This window comes from Streptomyces sp. NPDC058632 (assembly GCF_042717095.1).
Lineage (GTDB): Bacteria > Actinomycetota > Actinomycetes > Streptomycetales > Streptomycetaceae > Streptomyces.
In genome coordinates this window covers 1-25,919 of sequence record NZ_JBHXQZ010000084.1, presented here as the reverse complement: position 1 = coordinate 25,919, position 25,919 = coordinate 1, and the positions used below count along the sequence as shown (strand labels likewise).

The following is a 25,919-nucleotide window of genomic DNA, read 5'->3' as shown; positions in this document are numbered from 1 at the left end:
TTTGCAGATGAGCTCTGCGAGCTGGCCTACCTGGACTCGAACCAAGACTAACTGAACCAGAATCAGTCGTGCTGCCAATTACACCATAGGCCACTGGAACGCAAGCCCCGGAGGGTTCTTGTTCTAGCTGTGCGCCTGAGGGCTTCGACCTTCCGGCCCGGACCCCCGCGGCGCAGGAAGAACATTACCCGATGCCGGTCGGGGCTCCAAAACGGGTATCCGCGCGGAGGAGTGCGGGGAGTTCGCCGAGGGAGACGATCCTGCGCGGTCCCACGGGCGGCTCGGCGGTCGCGTACGCCCCGCCCCGGTCGATCCACACGGACAGCAGCCCGGCCTCCGCGGCGCCCCGTCCGTCGATCTCGGGATGGTCGCCGACGTACGCGACCTGGCCGGGGGGCAGCGCCAGGGCCTCGCAGGCCGCCAGGAACGCGCCGGCCTCGGGCTTGGAGACACCCAGCTCGGCGGCGCACAGGATGGTCTCGAAGCGGTCGTGGACGCCGAGGGCGCGCAGCTTGGGGTCCTGGACGTGCAGGCTGGAGTTGGACAGCACGGCGTGCCGGTGACTGGCGGCGAGCGCGTCGAGGACCGGCAGGACGTCCGGGAACAGGGACCAGGCGGACTCGTAGTGGACGAGGTAGCGCCCGAACCAGTCGTCGGCCTCGTCGTCGCTCAGTTCGCGTCCCAGGAACACCCGGGTACGGTCGCGGCGCTGGGTCTCGAAGTCGACCTCGCCCGCGGCGAACCGGGCCCACTGGAGGTCGGTCACCTCCCGCCAGCGCGACAACGCCTCCTCCACGGAGGCGTACCCGGCGAGCAGCTCCTCGGCGAGGAGATGCGCCCGCATGCCCTCGCGGTCGGCGGAGGTGTAGTCGAAGAGGGTGTCGTCCACGTCCCAGACAACTGCTCGGATCGCCATGCAACCGACGGTACCGACAAGAGGAGAGGGACGGCACCCCGTACTTCCGGGTGCCGCCCCTCTCCCGGGGTGGGACTACGCGGCGAGCCTCGCCAGGGCCGCGTCGATGCGGGTCAGGGTCGTCTCCTTGCCCAGGACCTCGAGGGACTCGAAGAGGGGCAGGCCGACCGTGCGGCCGGTGACGGCGACGCGGACCGGGGCCTGTGCCTTGCCGAGCTTGAGGCCGTGGGCCTCGCCGGCGGCCAGGACTGCCTCCTTCAGGGACGCGGCCGACGCCCAGTCGGCCGCGTCCAGCTTCTCGCGGGCGGTGCGCAGCAGGGCGTCGGAGCCCTCCTTCATCGCCTTGGTCCAGGAGGCCTCGTCGAAGACCGGCTCCGGCAGGAAGAGGAAGTCGACGTTGTCCGTGATCTCCGACAACACCTTGAGGCGGGTCTGCGCGTGCGGGGCGACGGCCTGCCACTTGGCCTCGTCGAAGGCCTCGGGTGCCCAGGGGGCGACGGGGGCCTTCAGCCACGGGCGGCAGCGCTCGGTGAAGTCCTTCACCTCGAGCAGGCGGATGTGGTCGGCGTTGATCGCCTCGCACTTCTTGAGGTCGAAGCGGGCCGGGTTGGGGTTGACGTCGCTGACGTCGAAGGCCGCGACCATCTCCTCGATCGTGAAGATGTCCTGGTCGGCGGAGAGCGACCAGCCGAGCAGGGAGAGGTAGTTGAGCAGGCCCTCGGGGAGGAAGCCGCGCTCCCGGTAGAGGTTGAGCGACGACTGGGGGTCGCGCTTGGAGAGCTTCTTGTTGCCCTCGCCCATGACGTAGGGCAGGTGGCCGAAGGCCGGGGTCCGCTTCGCGATGCCCAGCTCGGTCAGCGCCTTGTAGAGGGCGATCTGGCGCGGGGTGGAGGAGAGCAGGTCCTCGCCGCGCAGGACGTGGGTGATCTCCATCAGGGCGTCGTCGACCGGGTTGACCAGCGTGTACAGCGGAGCGCCGTTGGCGCGCACGATGCCGTAGTCCGGGACGTTCTCCGGGGTGAAGGTCAGCTCGCCGCGGACCAGGTCGGTGAAGGTGATCGTCTCGTCGGGCATCCGGAAGCGGACGATCGGCTCGCGGCCCTGGGCCTTGTACTCCTCGACCCGGGCATCGGTGAGCTCACGGCAGTGGCCGTCGTATCCGGAGGGCCTGCCGGCGGCGCGGGCGGCCTCGCGGCGGGTGTCCAGCTCCTCCTGGGAGCAGTAGCAGTGGTAGGCGTGGCCGGCCTCGAGGAGCTTGGCGGCGACGTCCGTGTAGATGTCCATGCGCTGCGACTGGCGGTACGGCGCGTGCGGGCCGCCGGCCTCGGGGCCCTCGTCCCAGTCGAAGCCGAGCCACCGCATCGCCTCGAGCAGCTGGTCGTACGACTCCTCGGAGTCGCGGGCCGCGTCGGTGTCCTCGATGCGGAAGACCAGCGTGCCCTGGTGGTGCTTGGCGAACGCCCAGTTGAACAGGGCGGTGCGGACCAGGCCCACGTGGGGGTTGCCGGTGGGCGAGGGACAGAAACGGACACGTACGGGGGAGCCTGATGCGCTAGCCACGCTTGACAACCTTGTTGGTGAGAGTGCCGATGCCTTCGATGGTGACGGCGACCTCGTCGCCGACGTTGAGGGGGCCGACGCCGGCCGGGGTGCCCGTGAGGATCACGTCGCCGGGGAGCAGCGTCATCGCCTCGGAGATGTTGACGATCAGGTCCTCGATGGAGTGGATCATCTCGCTGGTACGGCCGAGTTGGCGCTGTTCGCCGTTGACCGTGAGCTGGACGGTGAGGTCGCCGGCGGCGGTGATGTCCAGGTCCGTCTCCACCCAGGGGCCGAGCGGGCAGGAGGTGTCGAAGCCCTTGGCGCGCGCCCACTGCTTCTCGCGCCGCTGGACGTCGCGGGCGGTGACGTCGTTGGCGCAGGTGTAGCCGAAGATCACGTCCTTGACGCGCTCGCGCGGGACCTCGCGGCAGAGCCGGCCGATCACCACGGCCAGTTCGGCCTCGTGGTGCACCTCCTCGGAGAAGGAGGGGTACTGGATCTGGTCGCCGGGGCCGATCACCGAGGTGGCGGGCTTGAAGAAGGCGAACGGGGCGTCGGGCACCTCGTTGCCCATCTCCCTCGCGTGTTCGGCGTAGTTGCGGCCGAAGGCCACCACTTTGTTGGGAAGCACCGGGGGCAGCAGCCTGACCTTGCTCACCGGGACCTTCGTGCCGGAGAGTTCGAAGTCCGTGAACGGGATGCCCTTGATGATGTCCAGGACGAGCTCGTCCTGCTGGTCGCCCTCGACCGCGCCGAAGGCGACGTTCCCGTCAATGGAGAATCTGGCGATGCGCACGGGATGCTTGGCCCCTTGACCTTGACTGAGCTGGCTGGAGTCTGACGCTCCAGGCTAACGCGGCAGGGGGCGCGTGCCTCGCGCATCGCCCCGCGTACAGCACGGAGCGGCGCCCCCTGGAAAGGGGACGCCGCGGGGCCGCTCCGGTCGCTCGGGCCGTCGCCGGGGCCTTTGAGCGTTTCGGGGCCGGTGCCCGTACCAGTCGGTGCCGGTACCGGAAGGGGGACTAGCTCGCGGCGCCGGCCGCGGTCGGCATCTCCATGAGGATGGTGCGCCTGGGATTGGCGGTCTGGGCCGGGAGTTCGACGGCGTGCTCCTGCTGGACCGGCGTCTGCAGTTCGGCTGCGCCGTCGAGGTGGGCCAGCGTCGTGCGTCGCGGGTTGGCGATCTTGTGGAACATCGTCGTCTTCACTGTTTATTCGACCCTGTCCTGTTGGCGGGCGTCCGACGGGGTCCGGGGACCGCCCCTCGGGCGCGGGTTGTCTGTTGTGCCGTCTCTGTAAAGCGTCAGGCTAAACATGCGATTCCCGCCCGACCGCCGCGGGAGACCGTCCCGCGCGTGTGAGTTTGCTCACGAATCGAGGGGCAAATCGCACAATCCGGACCGCTTTCCCGTCCGAGCGAAACGGACATTGGGCACCTGAAGCAGCTATTCCGCTCCTGATCATCGCGACTGGGACACCGGATCGACCCCGGATTCACTCGACGCAATCACCCCTATTCACCCCCTTTGCCAGAGATCACTTTCCACATCGGGTGACCTCCTCCTCACGCGGTGTCATGTATGTCACGGCATACCCCATGGCCCTTGTTGGGAGATCCCGCACTGTGCTGGAATTCCAACGACCGCCGCAGATTCCGATCCGGCGCACAGGGGGCGCACGAACGCGCCAGCGTGGCGGTGAGCAAGGGGGAACCCGCGCCGGTCACTCACGACCACCACGGGGGCGTATTCAGGGCGCCCCTATGACGCCGACACCGTGTCCCGCCGCTCACGCGGAGGGGCGCCTGGTCCAGAGGTTGCGACGCTAGTGCAGGGACGTTTCAAGAGGGATGGCAGCGCTTCGGCGGAGCCGGAGCACGGCGGGAATGGCCCCATGGCCGTCGGCTCCTCGCCCCAGCACGCCCAGAACCAGAACCAGGGCCCGGCGGTGAACGGTGAAGGCGGCGAGCGCCCCGGCGCCAAGTCCGCGGGACCGGAGAGTGCTCCCCCGGCCCCGGCGAAGTCTCCGAAGAACCCCACCGGTCCGGGGCCGCGCGTAGCCCTGCGCAACTGGCGGATCTCCACCCGGCTGGTGTCGCTGCTCGCGCTCCCGGTGGTCGCGGCCACCTCGCTGGGCGCCCTGCGTATCAACCAGTCGATGGACGACATCCAGCAGCTCGACAACATGAAGCTGCTGACGGACATGACCCAGCAGGCCACCGAGCTCGCCGCCGCGCTCCAGGAGGAGCGCGACCAGTCGGCCGGCCCGCTGGCGCACGGCGGCAAGGCCACCGACTTCGGGGTCAAGGGCCACCGTGAGAAGACCGACCGTGCCCTGAAGAACTTCCTCGACAGTTCCGAGGAGATCGACAGCGCCAGCCGGGACGGCAATCTCACCGGTGTCCGCGACAACCTTGTCCAGCTCGCCGGTGACCTGGGCGACCTCGCCAAGATCCGCAACACGGCCTATGTGGCGGAGGGCAACTCCACCCAGACCGTCGAGGCGTACCACCGCCTGATCGAGAACCTGATCGGCCTCTCCCAGGACATGGCCGAGGCGACCAGCAACTCCGAGATGATCCAGCGCACGCGCGCCCTGGGGGCCTTCTCCGCCGCCAAGGAGTACGCGTCGATCCAGCGCGCGGTCCTCGCGGCGGCCCTGCCCGCCAACAACACCAGCTTCGGCGACCTCGCCGAGAACGACCGGCTCTACGCCGAGTCGGCGTTGGAGAGCCAGAAGTCCGAGGTGCGCAGCTTCAAGAGCATCTACGGCGAGGACTCGGCCACCGAGCTGCTGCTGCCCATCGAGGACGGCAACGCCACCATCCAGGCCACCGACAAGTACGCGGGCCGTGCCCTGGTGTCGGCCGACGGCCTGGAGTCGATGGACAAGCGGTCCTACCGCGACTGGCTGGACGACAGCTCCACCAAGCTCCAGCAGATGAAGAACGTCGAGCACACGCTGCTCGAGGAGATGGAACAGAAGGCCCGCGAGCTGCGCAGCGCCACCGAGCGCGACGCGATCATCTCCGGTGCGCTGATCCTGATCGTGCTCGGCGTCTCGCTGGTCGGCGCCTTCGTCGTGGCCCGCTCCATGATCCGATCGCTGCGCCGCCTCGAGGACACCGCGACCAAGGTCGCCCAGGAACGTCTGCCCGAGCTGGTCAAGCAGCTGTCCGAGTCCGACCCGCAGGACGTCGACACGTCCGTGGAGTCGGTCGGTGTGCACTCCCGGGACGAGATCGGCCGTGTGGCCGCGGCCTTCGACGACGTGCACCGCGAGGCGGTCCGCCTCGCCGCCGAGCAGGCCCTGCTGCGGGGCAACGTCAACGCGATGTTCACCAACCTCTCGCGCCGCTCCCAGGGTCTGATCCAGCGCCAGCTGTCGCTGATCTCCGAACTGGAGTCCCGCGAGGCCGACCCGGACCAGCTGTCCTCGCTGTTCAAGCTGGACCACCTCGCCACCCGTATGCGCCGCAACGGTGAGAACCTGCTGGTCCTCGCCGGTGAGGAGCCCGGACGACGGTGGACCCGCCCGGTCCCGCTGGTCGACGTGCTCCGTGCCGCGGCCTCCGAGGTGGAGCAGTACGAGCGCATCGAACTGGCCTCCGTACCCACCACCGAAGTGGCCGGCCGGGTCGTCAACGACCTCGTCCACCTGCTCGCCGAGCTGCTGGAGAACGCGACCTCGTTCTCCTCCCCGCAGACCAAGGTCAAGGTCACCGGTCACGCGCTGCCCGACGGCCGTGTGCTGATCGAGATCCACGACACCGGTATCGGTCTGTCCCCGGAGGACCTGGCGGCGATCAACGAGCGGCTCGCCTCGCCGCCCACCGTGGACGTCTCCGTCTCCCGCCGCATGGGTCTGTTCGTGGTCGGCCGGCTGTCGCAGCGGCACGGCATCCGGATCCAGCTCCGTCCGTCCGACTCCGGTGGTACGACCGCGCTGGTCATGCTGCCCGTCGATGTCGCCCAGGGCGGCAAGAAGCCCCAGGGCAAGCCCGGTCAGCCGAGTGTCGGCGGCGGTCCCGCCGCCGCGCAGGCCGCGGCCGGTGCGGCGGCGGCCCGCCGGTCCGCCGGTGGCGGTCAGTCCGGTGACGGTGCCCTCGGTGCCGGTGCGTCCGGCGGTGGCCTGCTCGGCGCGGGCCAGGGTCCGCGGGCCGCGCTGCCCGGACGGGACGGCCAGGGCCGGCCGGGTGCCCCGGGAGGGGCGCGTGGCCAGCAGGGCCAGCCCGGCAGGTCGTCCGCTCCGTCGCTGTTCGAGCAGGGCGGCGCTCCGTCGCAGGGCCGTCCGGCCCCGGCCGGCGCGGGTGCCGGCTACGGCGGCCAGGCTCCGGGTGCCCCGCAGGGGATGCAGTCCGCGGGTCAGGGCGGGGCGCAGGGCCAGGACATGTTCGGCGGCGGCCGGGGTGACGTTCCCCAGCAGCGGGGCAACGGCAACGCCGAGCGCGGCCGTCGTCCGCAGCTTCCGCCGCGCGGCAACGGTCCGCGCGCCGAGCTGCCCGGCGGCGACCAGCAGCCGCGGGTGCCCAGCTGGAGCGACGAGAACGCCCAGCCGCCGGTGCCCCGGACTCCGCTGGACGCCCCGCGCGGCCACGACGAGCCGGACGCCGCCCGGACGAACGCCATGCCGCGGTTCGACGACCAGCACGGTGTCGGCGCGACGGCGGAGATGCCGCGGTTCGACGACCGGCAGGGCTCCGGCGCTCCGCGTCACGGTGCTCCCGGTGGCGACGCCCCGCAGCACACCGACCAGTACGGCCGGCCCGGTGCGAACGGCGCCCAGGACCCGGGCCAGTTCGTCCGCGGTGATCTCTACGGTGCCCCGGCGGACCGTTACAACGGTCAGCCCAACGCGCAGGGCAACGGACAGAACCCGTCCCACACCGGCCAGTTCCCGGCCCAGCAGGGCTACGACACCGGGTCCTACGACGCCGGGTCCTACGACGCCGGGTCCTATGGCAACGGTTCGTACGACAACGGTTCCACCGGTCAGTACCCGGCCCAGCAGGGCCAGGGCGACGGGGCTCCCGCGCGGTACCCCGCCCCGGAGCGCCCGAACCTCGCGGACCCGGCCTCCACCGGCCAGTTCGAGCGTCCGCAGAGGGACGGGACGCAGGGAGCCGGCTTCGGCAACCAGCGTCCCGCGGCCCCGCAGCAGCGGCCGGACCGTCCCCAGCCGGGACAGGGAGCCGCCCCGCAGCGGCCCGACAACGGCCGCGGGCAGAGCGACGCCTGGGCGCTGCCGCCGGCGTCCGGTCCCGGCGACGGGCGCACCCCGCTGTACGACACCCTGGAGAGCAACTGGTTCCACGGTGCCCGGGAGGAGCAGGGCAATCCCCAGGCTCCGGCCCAGCAGCCGCAGCAACAGCAGCAGCCGCAACAGCAGTCACCGCAGCAGCCGCAGGGGCCGACCGGCCCGCAGCGGTCCGTTGCCGCCACCTGGCGCAGCTCGCCCAACGACGAGCTGGTCCGGCAGGCCGAACGCGTCCGGCAGCCGGCCGCGGGTGGCGTCACCACCTCCGGTCTGCCGCGCCGGGTGCCCAAGGCGAACCTCGTCCCGGGCACGGCTCAGCAGCAGTCCCACCAGAGCGGTCCGCAGGTCTCCCGTGCGCCCGATGACGTGCGCGGCCGGCTGACCAATCTCCGTCGAGGTATCGCACAGGGTCGTCAGGCCGGTTCGTCCACCCAGACCGGCAGCTTCCCCCGACCCACTCACCAGCAGGAGCGTTAGTTGAGCCCGATGAGCCAGGCGGCACAGAACCTGAACTGGTTGATCACCAACTTCGTGGACAACACCCCAGGGGTGTCCCACACCGTCGTCGTGTCCGCCGACGGACTCCTCCTGGCGCTGTCCGAGGGCTTCCCGCGCGACCGCGCGGACCAGCTCGCGGCCGTGGCATCGGGACTGACCTCCCTGACCGCCGGCGCCTCCCGTATCTTCGAAGGCGGCGACGTCGCACAGACGGTCGTCGAGATGGAGCGGGGTTTCCTCTTCCTCATGTCCGTCTCGGACGGTTCGTCCCTGGCGGTCCTCGCTCACCCCGAGTGCGACATCGGCCTCGTCGGCTACGAGATGGCACTTCTGGTCGACCGTGCGGGGGCGGTCCTCACCCCGGACCTGCGCGCCGAGCTACAGGGAAGTCTGCTCCACTGATCGGCCCCGGCACCACCCGTCTCACCAAATCACCGTCCGGCCGCCACAATCCCCCCACCGGCCCCGTCAGACGGCTTGACCGACCGACTTGCTGTCCCGCCCGGAGGATCCATGACCCCGCCCACCGCTTCTCATGATCCGTACGCGGAGCCGTACGAGGACGAGGGCGACCAGCCACTGGTACGCCCCTACGCGATGACCGGTGGCCGGACCAGGCCGCGCTATCAGCTCGCCATCGAGGCACTGATCAGTACGACGGCCGACCCGGCAGCACTCATGGGGCTCCTCCCGGAGCACCAGCGCATCTGCCATCTGACCCGTGAAGTGAAGTCGGTCGCCGAGGTTTCGGCGCTCCTGAACATGCCGCTGGGCGTGGCCCGGATCCTGGTGGCGGACCTCGCGGAGGCGGGTCTCGTCGCCATCCACCAGCCGGGCGGCGACGAGACCACCGGCGCACCGGACGTGACACTGCTCGAAAGGGTGCTCAGTGGACTTCGCAAGCTCTAGCGGCGGGACGGTCTCCGAAACCCGTTCCACCACCTCCGCGAAGATCGTGGTGGCGGGCGGCTTCGGCGTGGGCAAGACCACGTTCGTCGGTGCCGTATCGGAGATCAACCCGCTGCGTACCGAGGCCGTGATGACCTCCGCCAGCGCGGGCATCGACGACCTCACCCACACCGGGGACAAGACCACCACGACGGTGGCCATGGACTTCGGCCGTATCACCCTGGACCAGGACCTGATCCTGTACCTCTTCGGTACACCCGGCCAGGACCGCTTCTGGTTCATGTGGGACGACCTGGTGCGCGGCGCGATCGGCGCGGTCGTCCTGGTGGACACCCGCCGGCTGGCCGACTGCTTCCCGGCCGTCGACTACTTCGAGAACAGCGGACTTCCGTTCGTCGTCGCCCTCAACGGCTTCGACGGACAGCAGCCCTACCAGCCGGAAGAGGTGCGCGAGGCCCTGCAGATCGGGCCCGACACTCCGATCATCACCACCGACGCCCGGCACCGCTCGGACGCCAAGAGCGCGCTGATCACTCTGGTCGAGCACGCCCTCATGGCACGTCTCCGGTAGCCGGGCAGCGACGGCATACGGCAGGTGTCGTAGATGCGCCGGAGCCGGCTGTGTCCTTGGACACGGCCGGCCCCGGTGTTCATAACGTTTCGGCAGAAGAATCGGCCGGGGCCGCCACGCGACGCGTTCGAGCCGTACCGCTGTGCACACGACCGCCCCGTCATTTGACGGGGCTCACTCTTTTTGACCGTTTTATCTGCGGCTTACATCACGCCGGAACCTTCCCTTCCGCTGTTTGGAAGAGAACTGTTGGGCATGCTGGAATGCCTGGACTGCCCATTGGTCAAAGACGCACTCAGCAGTCGTTGGCCCGCCGGGCTCTGAGACACTGCGGCACAACGTTGGTGCCGACCCGCTGAGAGGTTGTTGGTCGAGTGAGGCGAAGCACGAGCAGTCCCGAGCCGTCGGCCCGGGGCAACTTCACCCCGCCGCCGCGCGCAGCGGCTCCCGCTCCCGTGCACGACACGGAACCGACGGCCGCGCCCGCCCCGAGCGGCGGCCGCATCTCCCCCCGCAACTGGCGGGTGGCCACCAGGCTGAACGCGATTCTGCTCATACCCGTGCTGGTCGGCCTCGTCATGGGCGGCTTCCAGGTGAAGGGCTCGATCGACACCTGGCAGGAGGCCGAGGACGCGGAGAACACCGCGCGTCTGGTGCAGGCCTCCCTCACCTACGCCAACGCCCTCTATCTGGAGCGTGACCTCACCGCGGCTCCGCTGCTGCAGGGCGAGGGCGCGGACGACCCGGCCGTGGTCAAGGCGCGTGCCGCGACGGACCAGGCCGCCGACGACTTCGACGTGGCGGCCCAGTCCATGCCGGACAAACCGGGCCTGCAGCGCCGGCTGGAGCTGCTGCGCGAGGCCGAACCCGGTCTGACGCGGCTGCGCGAGGCCGCGTACACCTCCGAGCTCAAGGGTGTGGAGACCGAAGAGGGCTACGTCCAGGTGGCCAACCCTCTGATGCAGTTCGCCAACGAACTCGGTCTGGGCACCGGCAACATCACCAGCTACGGCCGTACGATCTACGCGATCTCGCTGTCCAAGGCGGCGGTGTCGCTGCAGCGCTCCATCGGTACGCATCTGCTGGTGAAGCCCGGCCCCACCGACAGCCAGCTCGCCAGCCAGCGCGTCGCTCTCTCGTCCTACGCCTACCTCGAGGGCATCGCCATCCAGGAGTACATCGGCGGTGGCACCGAGGCCGACACGGACAACCTGGCGCAGACCCGTAAGGACATCGAGGCCGACGGCGCGGCCCTGGCCAAGGAGAACGCCGCCTCGGACCCGGACTACGTGCCACCGCCCGAGAACCCGGTCACGCTGATCACGGAGGTCGCGAGGCTCGGCACCACGGACCCGGCCGCCCGCACCGAGATGGCCGGCCGCGGCATCACCGCCGAGAACTACTGGGCGGTCAACACCCTCAAGTTCGACGGCTACCGCGAGATCGAGTCGGACCTCGCCGACACAGCGGTGGACGACGCGGCCGCCATCGCCGCCGACGCGCAGCGCGACGCCTTCATCACCGGCGGCGCCGTCGTGATCGCCCTGCTCGCCGCGTTCATCCTGGCCGGCATGGTGGCCCGCCAGATGAGCCGCTCCATGCGCCAGCTGCGCAACGCCGCCTTCGGCATCGCCGAGCAGCGGCTGCCGATGCTGGTCGACCAGCTCTCCCGTACCGACCCCGGCCGGGTCGACACCCGGGTCGCCCCGATCCCGATCAACTCCACGGACGAGATCGGCGAGGTCGCCCGCGCCTTCGACCAGGTCCACCGCGAGGCCGTACGGCTCGCCTCCGAGCAGGCTCTGCTGCGGGGCAACATCAACGCGATCTTCACCAACCTCTCGCGCCGCAACCAGTCGCTGATCGAGGGTCAGCTCACCCTGATCACCGGCCTGGAGAACAACGAGGCCGACCCGGACCAGCTGGAGCACCTCTTCAAGCTGGACCACCTTGCCACCCGTATGCGCCGCAACGGCGAGAACCTGCTGGTCCTCGCCGGCGAGGAGCCGGGCCGCCGCTGGGACCAGCCCGTCCCGCTGGTCGACGTGCTGCGCGCCGCCTCCTCCGAGGTGGAGCAGTACGAGCGCATCGAGCTGTCCGGCGTCCCCGAGGCCGAGATCCACGGCCGCGCGGTGACCGACCTCGTGCACCTGCTGGCCGAGCTCCTTGAAAACGCCACCACGTTCTCCTCGCCCCAGACCAAGGTCCGTGTCACCGCGACCCGTCTTCCCGACGGCCGTGTGATGATCGAGATCCACGACAAGGGCATCGGCCTGACCGCGGAGGACTTCGCGGACATCAACCACAAGCTGGCCAACCCGCCGACCGTGGACGTCGCGATCTCGCAGCGCATGGGCCTGTTCGTGGTCGGCCGGCTGTCCGACCGGCACGGCATCCGGGTCCAGCTGCGCCCCTCGGGCGAGCAGGCCGGTACGACCTCGCTGGTCATGCTGCCGGACGCGATCACCCATGGTGGCGGTGGCGAGACACAGCCCGCCCCCGACGAGTTCACGGTCTCCCAGATCATCCCGGAGCAGAACGCCTACCCGGGCGAGGACTTCAGCAGGCAACAGCAACAGCAGCAGCCGCTGCGCACGGCGGCGGAGCTCGGCTTCGACGACAGCCGCTACGAGGTTCCGGACGACATCCGCGACCTGAACCCGGTCGGCCGTTCACTGATGCGCGAGGAGCGCCGGGCGGCCCTGGACCCGCAGGGCCAGCAGCCCGGCCCGTCCGACCCGCAGGCACCCGGCGGCCGGGACGGCTCCGGACAGGCCGCCCGCCCCGACGGGTTCGCCGCCGCCCCGCAGGGCTACGGCGACGGTCAGGGCCCCACTGACGCCCAGAACTTCGAGGGCGCACCGGCCGGCTACCCGGAGCAGGAGCCCGCCGGTTACGACCAGCAGGCGTACGGCGACGGGCAGCAGGCGCAGTACGAGGGGCAGCAGCAGCCGGCGTACGACGAGTCGTACTACGCGCCGGGCGCCCACCTGCCGCAGAACGACTCCTTCCCGTCGAACGGCGGTTACCCGGACGGCTCCTACGCGGAGCCGGTCCAGGACGATCGCACGACGGGCGGCCAGGCCGGCCCGGGGGCGTTCCCGGCCTTCGGCGAGCAGCGTCCGCAGGACGACTGGCCGCAGCAGGACGGCTACCGGACCGGCTATCCGGCGCAGTACCCCGCGGCGTCCCCGGAGGCGGAGTCCGCACCGGCCGCTGACGCGACGGCGCAGGACAGCGTAGGCTTCGACCGTCCGGGTCCGGCCCACTCCGCCTCCCAGGAGCTGACCGACGCCGGGCTTCCGCGTCGTGGAGCCTCCGCGGGCGGCGCCGATGAGAAGCGGCGTGCGCGGCAGGAGCCCACGGCTCCGGCTCCCGCCACCCCCTCGGCTCCGGCCCAGCAGGGCGACGGCGACAGCTCCTGGCGTTCGGCGAACGACGAGCGCTGGCAGCAGGCGTCCTCACTGCGGAGGCCCAAGGCGGGCGGGGTGACCTCATCCGGGCTGCCGCGGCGTGTTCCCAAGGCCAACCTGGTCGAGGGCGCCGCCGAAACCACCCCTCAGGGAGGCCCTCAGGTCTCCCGCGCTCCGGAGGACATCCGGGGCAGGCTGAGCAACCTGCGGCGCGGCGTCCAGCAAGGTCGCAACGCAGGCAGTGAAACGAACGGCCAGGCCACTGGGAATCACCACAGTGGGCCTGACAGCACCTACAACCAGGAGCGTTAGTGTGAGCCCGATGAGCCAGGCGGCACAGAACCTGAACTGGTTGATCACCAACTTCGTGGACAACACCCCGGGGGTGTCCCACACGGTGGTGGTCTCCGCCGACGGACTCCTTCTGGCGATGTCCGAAGGATTTCCCCGCGACCGCGCGGACCAGCTCGCGGCCGTGGCCTCCGGTCTGACGTCGCTGACGGCAGGCGCCTCCCGGATCTTCGAGGGTGGCAGCGTGAACCAGACGGTTGTGGAGATGGAGCGGGGATTCCTGTTTCTCATGTCCATTTCCGACGGTTCCTCACTCGCCGTTCTCGCACATCCCGATGCGGACATCGGTCTCATCGGGTACGAGATGGCCCTCCTGGTCGACCGTGCCGGTACGGTCCTGACCCCGGACCTTCGGGCGGAGCTCCAGGGGAGCCTGCTCAACTGACAAACGGACGGTGCGGTTTCGCGTCCCGTGGCCGTAAGGTCTTGGGACGCGGCTTCCACGTGAGGATGCCAGGCACAGTCGGAGGAGGAGAAAAGTGGCTACACCACCAGGCGGATCGTCTACGGGCAACTGGTCGTACGACCCCGCACAGGGGCACAACGACGGTTCCCCGAACCGGTACGGCTACCCCTCTTCGCCGAACCACGGCCAGCCGTACGAGCCGCAGGGCCCCGGTCCTTCGCCGTACGAGCAGCCGCATGCGCCGCACATCCAGCCCGTGCAGCCGCAGCGCCGCACCCCGGAGCCGGCGCCCGCCGGGGCGTCGAACAGTCCCCTGGTGCGCCCGTACGCGATGACGGGCGGCCGCACCAGGCCGCGGTACCAGCTCGCCATCGAGGCGCTGGTGCACACCACCGCGCAGCCGCACCAGATGCAGGGCCAGTTGCCCGAGCATCAGCGGATCTGCCACCTCTGCCGGGAGATCAAGTCGGTGGCCGAGGTCTCGGCCCTGCTGACCATCCCTCTCGGCGTGGCCAGGATTCTCGTCGCCGACTTGGCGGAGGCAGGACTGGTCGCCATCCATCAGCCCGGCGGCGACGAGAGCGCCGGCGGCCAGCCAGACGTGACACTGCTCGAAAGGGTGCTCAGTGGACTTCGCAAGCTCTAGCGGCGGTCCTCCCCGCTCCACCACCTCCGCGAAGATCGTGGTGGCGGGCGGCTTCGGCGTGGGCAAGACCACGTTCGTCGGCGCTGTCTCGGAGATCAACCCGCTGCGTACCGAGGCCGTGATGACGTCCGCTTCAGCGGGCATCGACGACCTCACCCACACCGGGGACAAGACCACCACGACGGTGGCCATGGACTTCGGCCGTATCACCCTGGACCAGGACCTGATCCTGTACCTCTTCGGTACACCCGGCCAGGACCGCTTCTGGTTCATGTGGGACGACCTGGTGCGCGGCGCGATCGGCGCGATCGTGCTCGTCGACACGCGGAGGCTCGCCGACTGCTTCCCGGCCGTCGACTACTTCGAGAACAGCGGCCTCCCGTTCGTCATCGCGCTCAACGGCTTCGACGGACAGCAGCCGTACAACCCGGACGAGGTGCGTGAGGCCCTGCAGATCGGGCCCGACGCCCCGATCATCACCACCGACGCCCGGCACCGCTCGGACGCCAAGAGCGCGCTGATCACTCTGGTCGAGCACGCCCTCATGGCACGCCTGCGGTAGCGCTCCGCGCCGGCTGCGAGGCTCCTGCCGCAGGCGGCACCCCGTAACGCCGGGTTGCGCAAAGCCCCCTGCGGCCGCTGGGCTGCCGGGGGCTGTTGCATGCCGGGTGCGGATCTGTCCGCGGCTGGTCGCGCCCACGGCGCCACGAGAAGAGGCCCCTCCTTCGTGGAGGGGCCTCTTCTCGTGTGAGGTCAGCGCCAGCTGTGCGGGGCGCGGAAGCCGGGCTCGCGTTCGAGGCGGCGCCAGCCGGCCCTGGCACGGTCGGGGTGGGCCGGGGCGTCGTGGGCGGGGCGGGCGGCGGCGCGGGCGAGGAGGATCGCGGTGATGGCGGCGACTTCCTCGGGCCCGGCGTGGCCCTTCTCGACGCGGATGTCGGGTGTGCTCATGGGTGTCAGTCTCCCTGGGAGAGAGGTCCGCGGGGTTGCCGCGGCGGGTCCGCCCGGTTACCGGGGCGGGTTGCTTCGGTCGGCAGGCCGTCTACTGCGGCGGGTTGCCGTGCTTGCGGGAGGGCAGGTCGGCGTGCTTGGTCCGCAGCATCGCCAGGGAGCGGATCAGCACCTCGCGGGTCTCGGCGGGGTCGATGACGTCGTCGACCAGACCGCGTTCGGCCGCGTAGTAGGGGTGCATCAGCTCGGACTTGTACTCCTTGACCATGCGCGCCCGCATGGCGTCCGGGTCCTCGGCGTCGGCGATCTGGCGGCGGAAGATGACGTTGGCCGCGCCCTCCGCGCCCATGACGGCGATCTCGTTGGTCGGCCAGGCGTAGGTGAGGTCGGCGCCGATGGACTGGCTGTCCATGACGATGTAGGCGCCACCGTACGCCTTGCGCAGGATCAGCGAGATCCTGGGGACGGTCGCGTTGCAGTAGGCGTAGAGGAGCTTGGCGCCGTGGCGGATGATGCCGCCGTGCTCCTGGTCGACGCCCGGGAGGAAGCCGGGGACGTCCAGGAAGGTGAGGATCGGGATGTTGAAGGCGTCGCACATCTGGACGAAGCGGGCGGCCTTCTCGGACGCCTCGATGTCCAGCACGCCGGCCAGCGCCTGGGGCTGGTTGGCGACGATGCCGACGACCTGGCCGTCCATCCGGGCCAGCGCGCAGATGATGTTCCGCGCCCAGCGCTCGTGGACCTCGAGGTACTCCCCGTCGTCGACGATCTCCTCGATGACCTTGGTCATGTCGTACGGGCGGTTGCCGTCGGCCGGGACCAGGTCCAGCAGGACCTCGCCGCGGCGCTCGGCCGCGTCGCTGTTCTCGGTCCTCGGGGGGTTCTCGCGGTTGTTCTGCGGGAGCAGCGAGAGGAGGTAGCGCACCTCGGCGATGCACGTCTCCTCGTCGTCGTAGGCGAAGTGGCAGACACCGCTGGTCTCGGCGTGCACGTCCGCGCCGCCCAGACCGTTCTGGCTGATCTCCTCGCCGGTGACCGCCTTGACGACCTCCGGCCCGGTGATGAACATCTGCGACGTCTCGCGGACCATGAACACGAAGTCGGTGAGGGCGGGGCTGTAGGCCGCGCCGCCCGCGCACGGGCCGAGCATCACGCTGATCTGCGGGATGACACCGGACGCCTTGGTGTTGCGCTGGAAGATGCCGCCGTAGCCGGCGAGCGCCGAGACGCCCTCCTGGATCCGGGCGCCCGCACCGTCGTTGAGGGAGACCAGCGGCGCGCCCGCCGCGATGGCCATGTCCATGATCTTGTGGATCTTGGTGGCGTGGGCCTCGCCCAGCGCACCGCCGAAGATCCGGAAGTCGTGGGCGTAGACGAAGACCGTGCGGCCCTCCACCGTGCCCCAGCCGGTGATCACACCGTCCGTGTACGGCTTCTTCTCCTCCAGACCGAACCCGGTCGCCCGGTGCCGGCGCAACTGCTCGACCTCGCGGAAGGAGCCCGGGTCCAGCAGCAGTTCGATGCGCTCCCGGGCAGTCAGCTTGCCCTTGGCGTGCTGCGCCCGGGTCGCCTTCTCGCTCGGGCCGGCCAGTACCTGCGCACGGATTTCGTGCAGTTCGGCAACGCGTCCGCGCGCGTCGGTCGGCTCACCCGGTGCGTCATCCAAAACGGTCATGCTGCGACCTTACGAAGCCCACCCGGAAATGCGAGCCGTCGACTCCTCACAGTCTCCGGGGCGTTTTCCTGGTAGCACTGAACAGAACCATGGCGGAATGCAGCCGTTCCGACTGCTCAGAGGACTTTCGGCTTGTAGGGGTCACACAAAGGCGTCACCTGAGAGCCGCCTCACATTCATCGACGGCGCATACCTCCACGGGAGTGACGCGCGGCCGCGGCTCAGCCGAAGCGGTTCAGGAGTCCGCGGTAGAGCCCGGGGGCGAGGGCGCGCACCCGGGACGGGAGGTGAGCCAGGTGGGGATGCAGGCGTCGTCGGGCCCTGGGAGACGGCGTTCCGGCCAGGCCGCGCCCGCGACCCGGCCGGGCGGGGTGGGGCGCGGGTGGGAACGATGGTACGGCCTGCCGCGGCGGACGAAGAAGCCCGTCTCGACGGGGCCGGGCACGACGGGCGTCACCCCCACGCCCGTCCCGCGCAGTTCCTGCCGGAGCGCCTCGGCGAAGGCGGCGAGTCCGGCCTTGGCGGGCGGAGTGCACCGCCCCCTCCCGTACGTCCACGGCGCCGGCCACCGAGCCGACGAGCACCACCCGGCCGCCGCCGGCCGCCACCACGGAGGGCGGCACCTCCCGTACGGGGTGCAGCGTCGCGTTGAGACCAAGGAACAGCACCCGGTCGATGCCGGTGTGCGGCATGGTCGGGAACGGCCCCGCCCGGCCGACGCCCGCCCCGCGACCAGCACGTCGATCCGTCCGGTCTCCCGCGGTGCGGCCTCCGCCGGCACTTCCGCGCCCTGCGGCGCGGAGGCGAAGGCGGCGGCACGGGCGGCCGCGCGCGGGTCCGCCGGGGGCCGGGCACGCGGGGGCAGGGGCTCGACCCGCTCGCGCTCGTCGAGGAAGCGGAGGGCCAGGTCGAGGGGTGTGCCGCCACGGTCGTCGGGCACCCGGCCCGGGAGGCGGGCGGCGCTCCGCGCGAAGCGCTCCCAGCACTCCACCCGGCCGCCCGACGTGGCGCGCCGCAGCAGCTCCACCAGGACCGCCACCGAGGGCATGACCGGTGGGTACCGCGCCTCCCGGCGGTCCCACCGCGACACTCTCACGAAAGATGTTGAAAATTGAAGAGAATGGCCCTACGGTGGATCTCGTCAAGTTAGTTGAACATTCAACGTGATCTCCCAGGAGGAACACCATGGGCATCTTCGGCCGCAAGGACAACGACACCGCCACCGCGATCACCACCGCGGTGAACCCGGACCTGGCCGCGCTGACCGGCGAGTACACGATCGACCCCGCGCACAGCACGTTCGGCTTCGTCGCCCGGCACGCCATGGTCACCAACGTCAAGGGCGGCTTCCAGGACTTCACCGGCACGCTGCACCTCGACGGCACCGACCCGTCCAACTCCACGGCCACCATCGACGTGGTGATGGACAGCATCGATACGGGCAACGCCGACCGTGACGGCCACCTGAAGAGCGCGGACTTCTTCAAGACGGACGAGTTCCCGACGATGACCTTCCGCACCACCAGGACGGAGGCCCTCGGCGGCGACGACTACCGCATCACCGGCGACCTGACCATCCTGGGCACCACCCGGCCGCTGACCATCGACCTCGAGTTCAACGGCGCCGCGAAGGACCCCTTCGGCAACGAGCGCGTCGGCTTCGAGGGCAAGGCGGAGATCCTGCGCTCCGAGTGGGGCCTGACCTGGAACGCGGCCCTGGAGACGGGCGGCGTCCTGGTATCCGACAAGATCAAGCTGAACTTCGACATCTCGGCGATCAAGCAGGCCTGAGCTTCGCCGCCCCCTCGGGAGCACCCGAGTTCAAAACGGCAGGCCCGGAGCCGGACACGGCGTCCGGGCCGACCCCTGCCCGTCAATCTCCCCGCACCTCTCCGCCGTCCGCATCCGCGACTCGAGGAACGCCGACGGCCCCGTCCTCACCGTCTCCCCCGCCGCCCGGGCCGGGTTCCTCGGCCGTATCCGGCCGCTGAACGACGCGGGCCCGGCAGCCGCTCCTTCAAGCGCGGGGCGGCGGTGTTGCGGGCTCGCAGACGCCGGGTGACGGGTGTGACGGGCGCGGACGCCGCGAGGCGGTACCCGCCGGGCGCGGGGAACCGGACCGGTCGGCCCACCCCGGCGTCGAGAAGCAGGCCGCCGGCCCGGGGTCCAGAACCGAGGCGAGGACCGGGACCGTCACCACCACCGACCGGACGGCGCCGAGGTGCCGGGTGGCGTAGACCTCGGGCCACACCGCGCCGAACAGGCTCTCGGCCCGCGAAAGCACGACACCGGTCACGAAGCGCGGCCCCACGTCCACCGGCCCGCCCACCGCGCCGCAATCAGCCCCACGCCGCCGACGGCGTCAGAAACCTCCGCCGAAGTCTCCGCCGCCGCCGAAGCCGCCGCCACCACCGAGGCCGCCGCCCCCGAAATCACCGCCGAAGTCGCCGGAATCGAAGTCGGCGCCGGAGACGTCGCCGCCGCCGTATCCGCCGAAGTCGCCGTAACCGCCGCCGTAGTCGGCACCGTAGGCGGGGCTCGCCATCATGCTGCCGAGCATCGTGCCGACGAGCAGACCGGGCAGCATGCCACCGCCGAAGTAGCCGCCGGCCCAGGGACCGTAGGCGGGACCCGCCTCCCAGTAGGGGCGGCGGCCGGAGTCGGTGTCGACCTCGCGGGCCACCGGCTCCAGTCCGTCGGCCATGCGGTCCCGGTCCGCGGCGCACACCGGGACCTCCCGCGCGGTGCCGCTCGGCGGCGTCCAGCGGGCGTCCGCGACCGACGGGCCGTGACGCGGGTCGAAGAAGCAGGGCGGACGGCGCTCCGGCAGCGGCCGGCCCTCACGGCGTGCGGCGAGCGTGACCAGCGCGAAGCGGCCGTCCTGCACGGCCTGGGTGACCGCCCGGACGTCCTCCGGCCTGCCCGCCCCGTCCATCAGCTGCTTGGACAGCTCGTAGGAGTCCAGCGCGCGCTCGTAGTCCGCGCGCATGGCGTCGTCGGCGTCGGGCTCGCCGGGGTGGAAGTCGAGCCGGTCGAGCTCCTCGCCGAACGCGGTGATGTCCTCGTCGACCACGACCCGCAGCTTCTCCAGCGCGGCCCGCTGTTCCTCCTCGTGGCGCTTGCGGTTGCGGCGGACCACGGCGTACGCGCCCGCGCCGCCCACCGCCACCACCGTGCCGACGGCGATCAGCCCGCCGACCGGTACCTCGCCGCCGCCCTCGTTCCAGGAGGCCGGCGCCGAGCCGCCGATGTTGCGCAGGGCGTCGTCGACGAAGTCGTTCAGCTGGGCCTTGGCGTCGCCCGCGCCCTGGGCGGAGGTGACCAGGTTCCCCACGCCCTGACGGCTCAGCACACTGCTGTCGGCACGCGCGTCGAACCCGTCACCGAGGCGGACGCCGTACAGGCCGGTGATCCCGGTCTCGGTACGCAGGTTCTGGAAGAGGTTCTCGGTGGGGTAGCCGGCCGGGAGAACCGCGACGAAGACGGGTTTGCCCGCGTCCTCGATCCTGTCCGCGAGGGCCTCGGCGTCCGACTCGGACAGGATGCCGGTCGCCTCGGGATCGACGTAGACAGGGCTCTCACGCAGGGCCTGGGCCACGGTCGACAGGTCGGTGGCCGCGTGCGCACCCGGCACCCCGGCCATCAGGACCGCCAGAACGGCGGCCACCGGCACGATCAGCAGGCGTACGAGGGTACGCGTCAGCGCGTCCTTCATATGTCCGAAGCTACCCGAACCGGGACGGAAACGGGCATCCGGTCCGGCAGGGATTTCCCGTACGGCGCACGCGACCCGCGCACCACCGGGCGGCACCGCACGTCGCCACGGGCCGTCCCTGCCGGACCCGACCGCGGTGTCAGGCCGCCGGTTCGACCCCTGCGCGCAGCAGGCCGTACGTGTACGCGTCCTCCAGGGCCTGCCAGGACGCGGCGATGACGTTGTCCGCGACGCCCACCGTCGACCACTCCCCCGCGCCGTCGGACGTGGAGATCAGGACCCGGGTGGTGGACTGGGTACCGTGTTTGCCCTCGAGGATGCGGACCTTGTAGTCGACGAGCTCCAGTTTGGCGAGCTGCGGGTAGATCCGCTCCAGGGCGACACGCAGGGACCGGTCCAGGGCGTTGACCGGGCCGTTGCCCTCCGCGGTGGCGACGATGCGCTCGTTCTTGGCCCACAGCTTCACCGTGGCCTCGTTGGCGTGGATGCCGTCGGGGCGGTCCTCGACGATGGCGCGCCAGGACTCGACGTCGAAGTACTTCAGCGGCCTGCCCTCGGCCTCCGCACGCAGCAGGAGCTCGAAGCTCGCGTCGGCGGCCTCGTAGGTGTAGCCCCTGAGCTCGCGTTCCTTGACCCGCTCCACGACCCGGCCGACCAGTTCGCGGTCGTCGCCGAGGTCGATGCCGAGCTCTTTGCCCTTGAGCTCGATGGAGGCGCGGCCGGCCATGTCGGACACCAGCATCCGCATGGTGTTGCCGACCTGCTCGGGGTCGATGTGCTGGTACAGGTCGGGGTCGACCTTGATCGCGGAGGCGTGCAGGCCTGCCTTGTGGGCGAAGGCGGAGACGCCCACGTAGGGCTGGTGGGTGGAGGGGGTCAGGTTGACCACCTCGGCGATGGCGTGCGAGATGCGCGTCATCTCCCTCAGCCGGCCCTCGGGCAGGACCTGCCGGTCGTACTTGAGCTCCAGCGCGGCCACCACCGGGAACAGGTTGGCGTTGCCGACGCGCTCGCCGTAGCCGTTGGCCGTGCACTGCACGTGGGTGGCGCCCGCGTCGACGGCGGCGAGGGTGTTGGCGACCGCGCAGCCGGTGTCGTCCTGGGCGTGGATGCCGAGCCGGGCGCCGGTGTCGGCGAGCACCGTGGAGACGACGGCCTGGATCTGGGCGGGGAGCATGCCGCCGTTGGTGTCGCACAGGACGACGACGTCGGCGCCGGCCCCGGAGGCGGCGCGGACGACGGACTTGGCGTACTCGGGGTTGGCGCGGTAGCCGTCGAAGAAGTGCTCGCAGTCGACGAACACCCGGCGCCCCTCGGCCTTGAGGAAGGCCACGGTGTCGCGGACCATCGCCAGGTTCTCGTCCAGGGTGGTGCGCAGGGCGAGCTCGACATGGCGGTCGTGGGACTTGGCGACCAGCGTGACGACCTGCGCGCCGGCGGCGAGGAGCGCCCTGACCTGCGGGTCCTTCTCTGCGGTGGTGCCGGCGCGGCGGGTGGCGCCGAAGGCGACCAGCTGGGCGTGCCGGAAGTCGATCTCCTGCTGGGCACGGGCGAAGAACTCGGTGTCGCGCGGGTTCGCGCCGGGCCAGCCGCCTTCGATGAAACCCACGCCGAAGTCGTCCAGGTGCCGTGCGATGGCCAGCTTGTCGGCGACGGTGAGGTTGATGCCCTCACGCTGGGCGCCGTCGCGCAGGGTGGTGTCGAAGACGTGGAACGAGTCGTCGGGCTCGCTGGTTGCGGTCATGGTCTGAAGGCTCCTGGTGTTGGATCTCGGTCTACCGGAATGACCGGTTCCACCGCCCCCCGTGCTCCCTCGCGCCCGGTCCCCGGCTTGAGGTGGGCCAGGAAACAGAAAAACCTCTCGCGGGTGCGAGAGGTCTGCGCGCGGGTCGAGGACGACGGTGTCCGCCCGTACGTTGTCGTACGTGCGGTCACTGCGGACCGGCGCGCCTGCTGCCAATAATCGTGGCGAACGAGAGCACGGGGGGAGTCTGGCACAGAGCGGCCCCGCGATCACCGTCCGTCTCAGGATGCGGGCGTCAAGTGTCCGGCCTGCGGCGTCCGGAGGGCCGGGAGCGGGAATCGGGGCCGGTGAGCCAAAACCGCTGCGACCCGCCGGACCGCGCACCCGCCGGACCGCTTCGGTGCGCGGTCCGGCGGGTGCGTACGGGCTCAGCCCAGCGGGTGCATCCAGCCGTGCTTGTCCTCGGCCGTGCCGCGCTGGATGTCGAGCAGGGCCCGGCGCAGGCGCAGGGTGACCTCGCCGGGCTCGCCGCCGCTCTGCTGCCACTCGCCGCCGGCCCGCTTGACGGTGCCGACGGGCGTGATGACGGCCGCGGTGCCACAGGCGAAGACCTCGGTGAGGGTGCCGTTCTCGGTGTCGCGCTGCCACTGCTCCACCGAGACCCGCTCCTCGACGGCCTCGTAGCCGAGGTCGCGGGCGACGCTCAGCAGCGTGTCACGGGTGACGCCCTCCAGGATGGAGCCGCTGAGCTCGGGGGTGACGATCCTGTCTCCGTAGACGAAGTACAGGTTCATGCCGCCGAGTTCCTCGACCCAGGAGTGCTCCACGGCGTCGAGGTAGCAGACCTGGTCGCAGCCCTTGGCGGCGGCCTCGGCCTGGGCCAGCAGGGAGGCCGCGTAGTTGCCGCCCGTCTTGGCGTCGCCCATGCCGCCGGGGACGGCGCGCACCCGGTCCTCGGAGACCCAGATGGAGACCGGCTTCACACCGCCGGGGAAGTAGGCGCCGGCCGGGGAGGCGATCACCAGGAACAGGTACTCGTTGGCGGGCTTCACGCCCAGGCCGACCTCGGTCGCGATCATGAACGGGCGCAGGTAGAGGGATTCCTCGCCGCCGTGCGCCGGCACCCAGGCCTTGTCCTGCCCGACCAGGGCGTCGCACGCCGCGATGAACGTCTCCACCGGCAGCTCGGGCATCGCGAGGCGGCGGGCGGAGCGCCGGAACCGCTCGGCGTTCTTCTCGGGGCGGAAGGTGGCGACGGACCCGTCGGGCCTGCGGTAGGCCTTCAGTCCCTCGAAGATCTCCTGCGCGTAGTGCAGGACGTGGGTCGCCGGGTCGAGGGGGATCGGCGCGTACGGGACGAGCTGCCCGTCGTGCCAGCCCCGGCCCTCGGTCCACTTGATCGTCACCATGTGATCGGTGAAGTGGCGGCCGAACCCCGGGTCCGCCAGGACCGCCTCCCGCTCGGTGTCCGAGAGGGGGTGGGCGGAGGGCTTGAGCTCGATCGTGGGCGTGGTCATGAGTGGGTGTCCTTCACCGGTTGTAGTGACGGGCCGCGCTCACGCCCGTACGGCCGGTGGCCAGTGGTAGGACGTCCGAGCATTCCCTCAATCCGCGGCTCCGCGTTCGATTATCGCCCGGAGGCGGCGGAGGAGGAAATACGGGGTGAATGCGGCCCGGTGGTCGATGGTGGCACCCGGCGGGGACATGCGGAAGCCGCCGGGCGGTCGCGACCGGCGGCTTCGAGCGGTGTCGAGTGTGCGCGCCAGGTCAGCCGGCTACGCGTACGGCGAGCGCGTCGCCGATCTCGGAGGTGCTGCGTGCGGGCAGGCCGCCGCGCTCCGCGAGGTCGGCGGAGACGGCGCCCTCGATGCGGGTGGCCTCGGTCTCGTGGCCGAGGTGGCGCAGGAGGAGGGCGACGGACAGGACCGTGGCGCTGGGGTCGGCCTTGCCCTGGCCCGCGATGTCCGGTGCCGAGCCGTGCACGGGCTCGAACATGGACGGGAACGCGCCGGACGGGTTGATGTTCCCGCTGGCGGCGACGCCGATGCCGCCGGAGACGGCCGCGGCGAGGTCGGTGATGATGTCGCCGAAGAGGTTGTCGGTGACGATCACGTCGAAGCGCTCGGGCTGGGTGACGAGGTAGATCGTCGCGGCGTCGACGTGGATGTAGTCGGTGGTGACCTCGGGGTACTCCTCGGCCACCTTGTGGAAGACGTTCGTCCACAGGTGGCCGGCGAAGGTCAGCACGTTGTTCTTGTGGACCAGCGTGAGCTTCTTGCGGGGGCGGGCCTGGGCGCGGGCGAAGGCGTCGCGGACGACGCGCTCGACACCGAAGGCCGTGTTCACGGAGACCTCGGTGGCGACCTCGTGCTCGGTGCCCTTGCGGATGGTGCCGCCGTTGCCGGTGTACGGGCCCTCGGTGCCCTCGCGGACGACGACGAAGTCGATCTCCGGCTGCCCCGCGAGCGGTGTGGCCACGCCCGGCAGGAGCTTCGACGGCCGCAGGTTCACATGGTGGTCGAAGGCGAAGCGGAGCTTCAGCAGGAAGCCCCGCTCCAGGACGCCGGAGGGGACGCTCGGGTCGCCGATGGCACCGAGCAGGATGGCGTCGTGCCGCTTCAGCGCGTCGAGGTCGGCGTCGGTGAGGGTCTCACCGGTGGCGTGATAGCGCTGGGCGCCGAAATCGTACTCCTTGGTCTCCAGCTTCACATCCTGCGGGAGGACGGCGGAGAGCACCTTCAGGCCTTCGGCCACGACTTCCTGGCCGATGCCGTCACCGGGGATCACTGCGAGATTGATGCTGCGAGACATGCGGGCACCCTACTCCTCGTCCCATGCTCTGACATGGACTGTCCGGGATGCGGACATCCACAGGGGAGGAAGCCGCGGCGCGGTGCGGCCCGGCGCGGCTCAGTGGCCGGTCGAGCCACCGTTGTCGCGGCGGTCGAGGGCGCGCTGGAGGGCGGCGGCCGCGTTCTTGCGGTCGGACTCGCTCGTGCGGGTGGTGTGGCGGACGCGGCGGCGGGCGGTGGTCTCGGCCATGGGGGATCGACTCCTTCGACAAGCCGGGAATGCGCGGGAATGCGGCGGGGGAAACGCGTCACCGGAAGGGGCGGGGAGCGGGGGCCGCAGGGGTTGCCTGCACGGGGCCCGGCTCACTACCGCCGTTCGCTTGATCGAGCGAGACGTTCGGCTCCTACAAAAATAGGGGGGCGTGGCGCATCTGTCTGCACAATTACTCGGACTTCCTACCATCTGAGACGGCGGACCCGGTCGTACCGCGGTGACCTGCGAAAACGTCGGACGGGCCAGGTCTGTACGACCTGGCC

22 protein-coding genes and 1 tRNA gene are annotated in these 25,919 nt (G+C 70.7%); 10 read left to right on the top strand and 13 right to left on the bottom strand.

Features of this window, described 5'->3' with window-relative positions; genetic code table 11:
- Nucleotides 1-21: 21 nt before the first annotated feature.
- From ACFWVE_RS27020 to ACFWVE_RS27000, 5 genes are all read right to left on the bottom strand, one after another.
- Nucleotides 22-93, bottom strand: a tRNA-Gln gene (locus tag ACFWVE_RS27020).
- Nucleotides 94-184: 91 nt separating this feature from the next.
- Nucleotides 185-916 (bottom strand): HAD family hydrolase, encoded by a 732-nt coding sequence (locus ACFWVE_RS27015; RefSeq protein ID WP_384019052.1) that lies wholly within the window; start codon nt 914-916, stop codon nt 185-187.
- Nucleotides 917-991: 75 nt separating this feature from the next.
- Nucleotides 992-2,476 (bottom strand): glutamate--tRNA ligase, encoded by a 1,485-nt coding sequence (gltX, locus tag ACFWVE_RS27010; protein ID WP_384019049.1) that lies wholly within the window; start codon nt 2,474-2,476, stop codon nt 992-994.
- Nucleotides 2,469-3,254, bottom strand: a complete 786-nt coding sequence (locus ACFWVE_RS27005) for a fumarylacetoacetate hydrolase family protein (protein WP_384019046.1) — start codon at nt 3,252-3,254, stop codon at nt 2,469-2,471. Before ACFWVE_RS27005 ends, gltX begins: the two co-directional genes overlap by 8 nt.
- Before the next feature lie 226 nt (nt 3,255-3,480).
- Nucleotides 3,481-3,666, bottom strand: coding sequence for a hypothetical protein (locus ACFWVE_RS27000; protein ID WP_384019084.1), 186 nt, complete (start codon nt 3,664-3,666; stop codon nt 3,481-3,483).
- A gap of 619 nt (nt 3,667-4,285) precedes the next feature.
- Between ACFWVE_RS27000 and ACFWVE_RS26995 the strand changes: the two genes are divergently transcribed.
- The 8 genes from ACFWVE_RS26995 (at nt 4,286) to ACFWVE_RS26960 (ending at nt 15,070) form a co-directional block, all read left to right on the top strand.
- Entirely contained in the window at nt 4,286-8,191 is a 3,906-nt protein-coding gene (locus ACFWVE_RS26995) for a nitrate- and nitrite sensing domain-containing protein (RefSeq protein ID WP_384019043.1), read from the top strand.
- A gap of 9 nt (nt 8,192-8,200) precedes the next feature.
- Nucleotides 8,201-8,614 (top strand): roadblock/LC7 domain-containing protein, encoded by a 414-nt coding sequence (locus tag ACFWVE_RS26990; protein WP_030231800.1) that lies wholly within the window; start codon nt 8,201-8,203, stop codon nt 8,612-8,614.
- A gap of 111 nt (nt 8,615-8,725) precedes the next feature.
- The gene (locus tag ACFWVE_RS26985) at nt 8,726-9,121 is read left to right on the top strand and encodes a DUF742 domain-containing protein (protein WP_042167979.1); all 396 of its coding nucleotides are present in this window, start codon (nt 8,726-8,728) and stop codon (nt 9,119-9,121) included.
- Nucleotides 9,102-9,692, top strand: coding sequence for an ATP/GTP-binding protein (locus tag ACFWVE_RS26980; RefSeq protein ID WP_384019040.1), 591 nt, complete (start codon nt 9,102-9,104; stop codon nt 9,690-9,692). The genes ACFWVE_RS26985 and ACFWVE_RS26980 overlap by 20 nt, the downstream gene beginning before the upstream one ends.
- Nucleotides 9,693-10,066: 374 nt before the next feature.
- Entirely contained in the window at nt 10,067-13,417 is a 3,351-nt protein-coding gene (locus tag ACFWVE_RS26975) for a nitrate- and nitrite sensing domain-containing protein (protein ID WP_384019037.1), read from the top strand.
- A gap of 10 nt (nt 13,418-13,427) precedes the next feature.
- Complete coding sequence (locus ACFWVE_RS26970; protein WP_042168317.1) at nt 13,428-13,841, top strand: roadblock/LC7 domain-containing protein; 414 nt, start codon at nt 13,428-13,430, stop codon at nt 13,839-13,841.
- Between the two features lie 94 nt (nt 13,842-13,935).
- Complete coding sequence (locus tag ACFWVE_RS26965; protein WP_384019034.1) at nt 13,936-14,508, top strand: DUF742 domain-containing protein; 573 nt, start codon at nt 13,936-13,938, stop codon at nt 14,506-14,508.
- Nucleotides 14,489-15,070: an ATP/GTP-binding protein gene (locus tag ACFWVE_RS26960; RefSeq protein ID WP_384019031.1), complete on the top strand. Its 582-nt coding sequence runs from the start codon at nt 14,489-14,491 to the stop codon at nt 15,068-15,070. Before ACFWVE_RS26965 ends, ACFWVE_RS26960 begins: the two co-directional genes overlap by 20 nt.
- A 191-nt stretch (nt 15,071-15,261) precedes the next feature.
- Here ACFWVE_RS26960 and ACFWVE_RS26955 read toward each other — a convergent pair whose 3' ends face one another.
- The 3 genes from ACFWVE_RS26955 to ACFWVE_RS26945 all read right to left on the bottom strand — a co-directional run bounded on the left by ACFWVE_RS26955 (nt 15,262) and on the right by ACFWVE_RS26945 (nt 18,179).
- Nucleotides 15,262-15,456, bottom strand: a complete 195-nt coding sequence (locus ACFWVE_RS26955) for an acyl-CoA carboxylase subunit epsilon (protein WP_384019028.1) — start codon at nt 15,454-15,456, stop codon at nt 15,262-15,264.
- 91 nt (nt 15,457-15,547) lie between these two features.
- A complete protein-coding gene (locus ACFWVE_RS26950; RefSeq protein WP_384019025.1) occupies nt 15,548-17,131 on the bottom strand; it encodes an acyl-CoA carboxylase subunit beta in 1,584 nt (527 codons plus the stop codon).
- 235 nt (nt 17,132-17,366) lie between these two features.
- Nucleotides 17,367-18,179 carry a hypothetical protein gene (locus ACFWVE_RS26945; RefSeq protein WP_384019023.1) on the bottom strand — a complete coding sequence of 271 codons (813 nt, stop codon included), beginning with the start codon at nt 18,177-18,179 and terminating at the stop codon, nt 17,367-17,369.
- Between the two features lie 137 nt (nt 18,180-18,316).
- Here ACFWVE_RS26945 and ACFWVE_RS26940 point away from each other — a divergent pair, with 137 nt between their 5' ends.
- On the top strand, nt 18,317-18,922 hold the full coding sequence (locus ACFWVE_RS26940; protein ID WP_384019020.1) for a YceI family protein: 606 nt from the start codon (nt 18,317-18,319) through the stop codon (nt 18,920-18,922).
- 85 nt (nt 18,923-19,007) lie between these two features.
- Entirely contained in the window at nt 19,008-19,193 is a 186-nt protein-coding gene (locus ACFWVE_RS26935) for a DUF397 domain-containing protein (protein WP_384019081.1), read from the top strand.
- Between the two features lie 300 nt (nt 19,194-19,493).
- Here ACFWVE_RS26935 and ACFWVE_RS26930 read toward each other — a convergent pair whose 3' ends face one another.
- The 5 genes from ACFWVE_RS26930 to ACFWVE_RS26910 all read right to left on the bottom strand — a co-directional run bounded on the left by ACFWVE_RS26930 (nt 19,494) and on the right by ACFWVE_RS26910 (nt 25,632).
- Nucleotides 19,494-20,846, bottom strand: a complete 1,353-nt coding sequence (locus ACFWVE_RS26930; RefSeq protein WP_384019017.1) for a hypothetical protein — start codon at nt 20,844-20,846, stop codon at nt 19,494-19,496.
- 139 nt (nt 20,847-20,985) lie between these two features.
- Nucleotides 20,986-22,590 carry a citramalate synthase gene (gene cimA / locus ACFWVE_RS26925; RefSeq protein ID WP_384019014.1) on the bottom strand — a complete coding sequence of 535 codons (1,605 nt, stop codon included), beginning with the start codon at nt 22,588-22,590 and terminating at the stop codon, nt 20,986-20,988.
- A 428-nt stretch (nt 22,591-23,018) separates the two neighbouring features.
- Nucleotides 23,019-24,107, bottom strand: a complete 1,089-nt coding sequence (locus tag ACFWVE_RS26920) for a branched-chain amino acid aminotransferase (protein WP_384019011.1) — start codon at nt 24,105-24,107, stop codon at nt 23,019-23,021.
- A 250-nt stretch (nt 24,108-24,357) separates the two neighbouring features.
- Nucleotides 24,358-25,401, bottom strand: a complete 1,044-nt coding sequence (locus tag ACFWVE_RS26915) for a 3-isopropylmalate dehydrogenase (RefSeq protein WP_384019008.1) — start codon at nt 25,399-25,401, stop codon at nt 24,358-24,360.
- Nucleotides 25,402-25,500: 99 nt separating this feature from the next.
- Entirely contained in the window at nt 25,501-25,632 is a 132-nt protein-coding gene (locus ACFWVE_RS26910; RefSeq protein ID WP_384019005.1) for a hypothetical protein, read from the bottom strand.
- Nucleotides 25,633-25,919 lie beyond the last annotated feature (287 nt).

Bases quoted from the DNA above. Each gene is read 5' to 3' on its own strand.
- cimA (WP_384019014.1), bottom strand. From the start codon at position 22,590: ATGACCGCAACCAGCGAGCCCGACGACTCGTTCCACGTCTTCGACACC.
- ACFWVE_RS26930 (WP_384019017.1), bottom strand. From the start codon at position 20,846: ATGAAGGACGCGCTGACGCGTACCCTCGTACGCCTGCTGATCGTGCCG.
- ACFWVE_RS26915 (WP_384019008.1), bottom strand. From the start codon at position 25,401: ATGTCTCGCAGCATCAATCTCGCAGTGATCCCCGGTGACGGCATCGGC.
- ACFWVE_RS26950 (WP_384019025.1), bottom strand. From the start codon at position 17,131: ATGACCGTTTTGGATGACGCACCGGGTGAGCCGACCGACGCGCGCGGA.
- ACFWVE_RS26940 (WP_384019020.1), top strand. From the start codon at position 18,317: ATGGGCATCTTCGGCCGCAAGGACAACGACACCGCCACCGCGATCACC.
- ACFWVE_RS26910 (WP_384019005.1), bottom strand. From the start codon at position 25,632: ATGGCCGAGACCACCGCCCGCCGCCGCGTCCGCCACACCACCCGCACG.
- ACFWVE_RS26985 (WP_042167979.1), top strand. From the start codon at position 8,726: ATGACCCCGCCCACCGCTTCTCATGATCCGTACGCGGAGCCGTACGAG.
- ACFWVE_RS26955 (WP_384019028.1), bottom strand. From the start codon at position 15,456: ATGAGCACACCCGACATCCGCGTCGAGAAGGGCCACGCCGGGCCCGAG.
- ACFWVE_RS26945 (WP_384019023.1), bottom strand. From the start codon at position 18,179: ATGCCCTCGGTGGCGGTCCTGGTGGAGCTGCTGCGGCGCGCCACGTCG.
- ACFWVE_RS26970 (WP_042168317.1), top strand. From the start codon at position 13,428: ATGAGCCAGGCGGCACAGAACCTGAACTGGTTGATCACCAACTTCGTG.
- ACFWVE_RS26990 (WP_030231800.1), top strand. From the start codon at position 8,201: ATGAGCCAGGCGGCACAGAACCTGAACTGGTTGATCACCAACTTCGTG.
- ACFWVE_RS27015 (WP_384019052.1), bottom strand. From the start codon at position 916: ATGGCGATCCGAGCAGTTGTCTGGGACGTGGACGACACCCTCTTCGAC.
- ACFWVE_RS26920 (WP_384019011.1), bottom strand. From the start codon at position 24,107: ATGACCACGCCCACGATCGAGCTCAAGCCCTCCGCCCACCCCCTCTCG.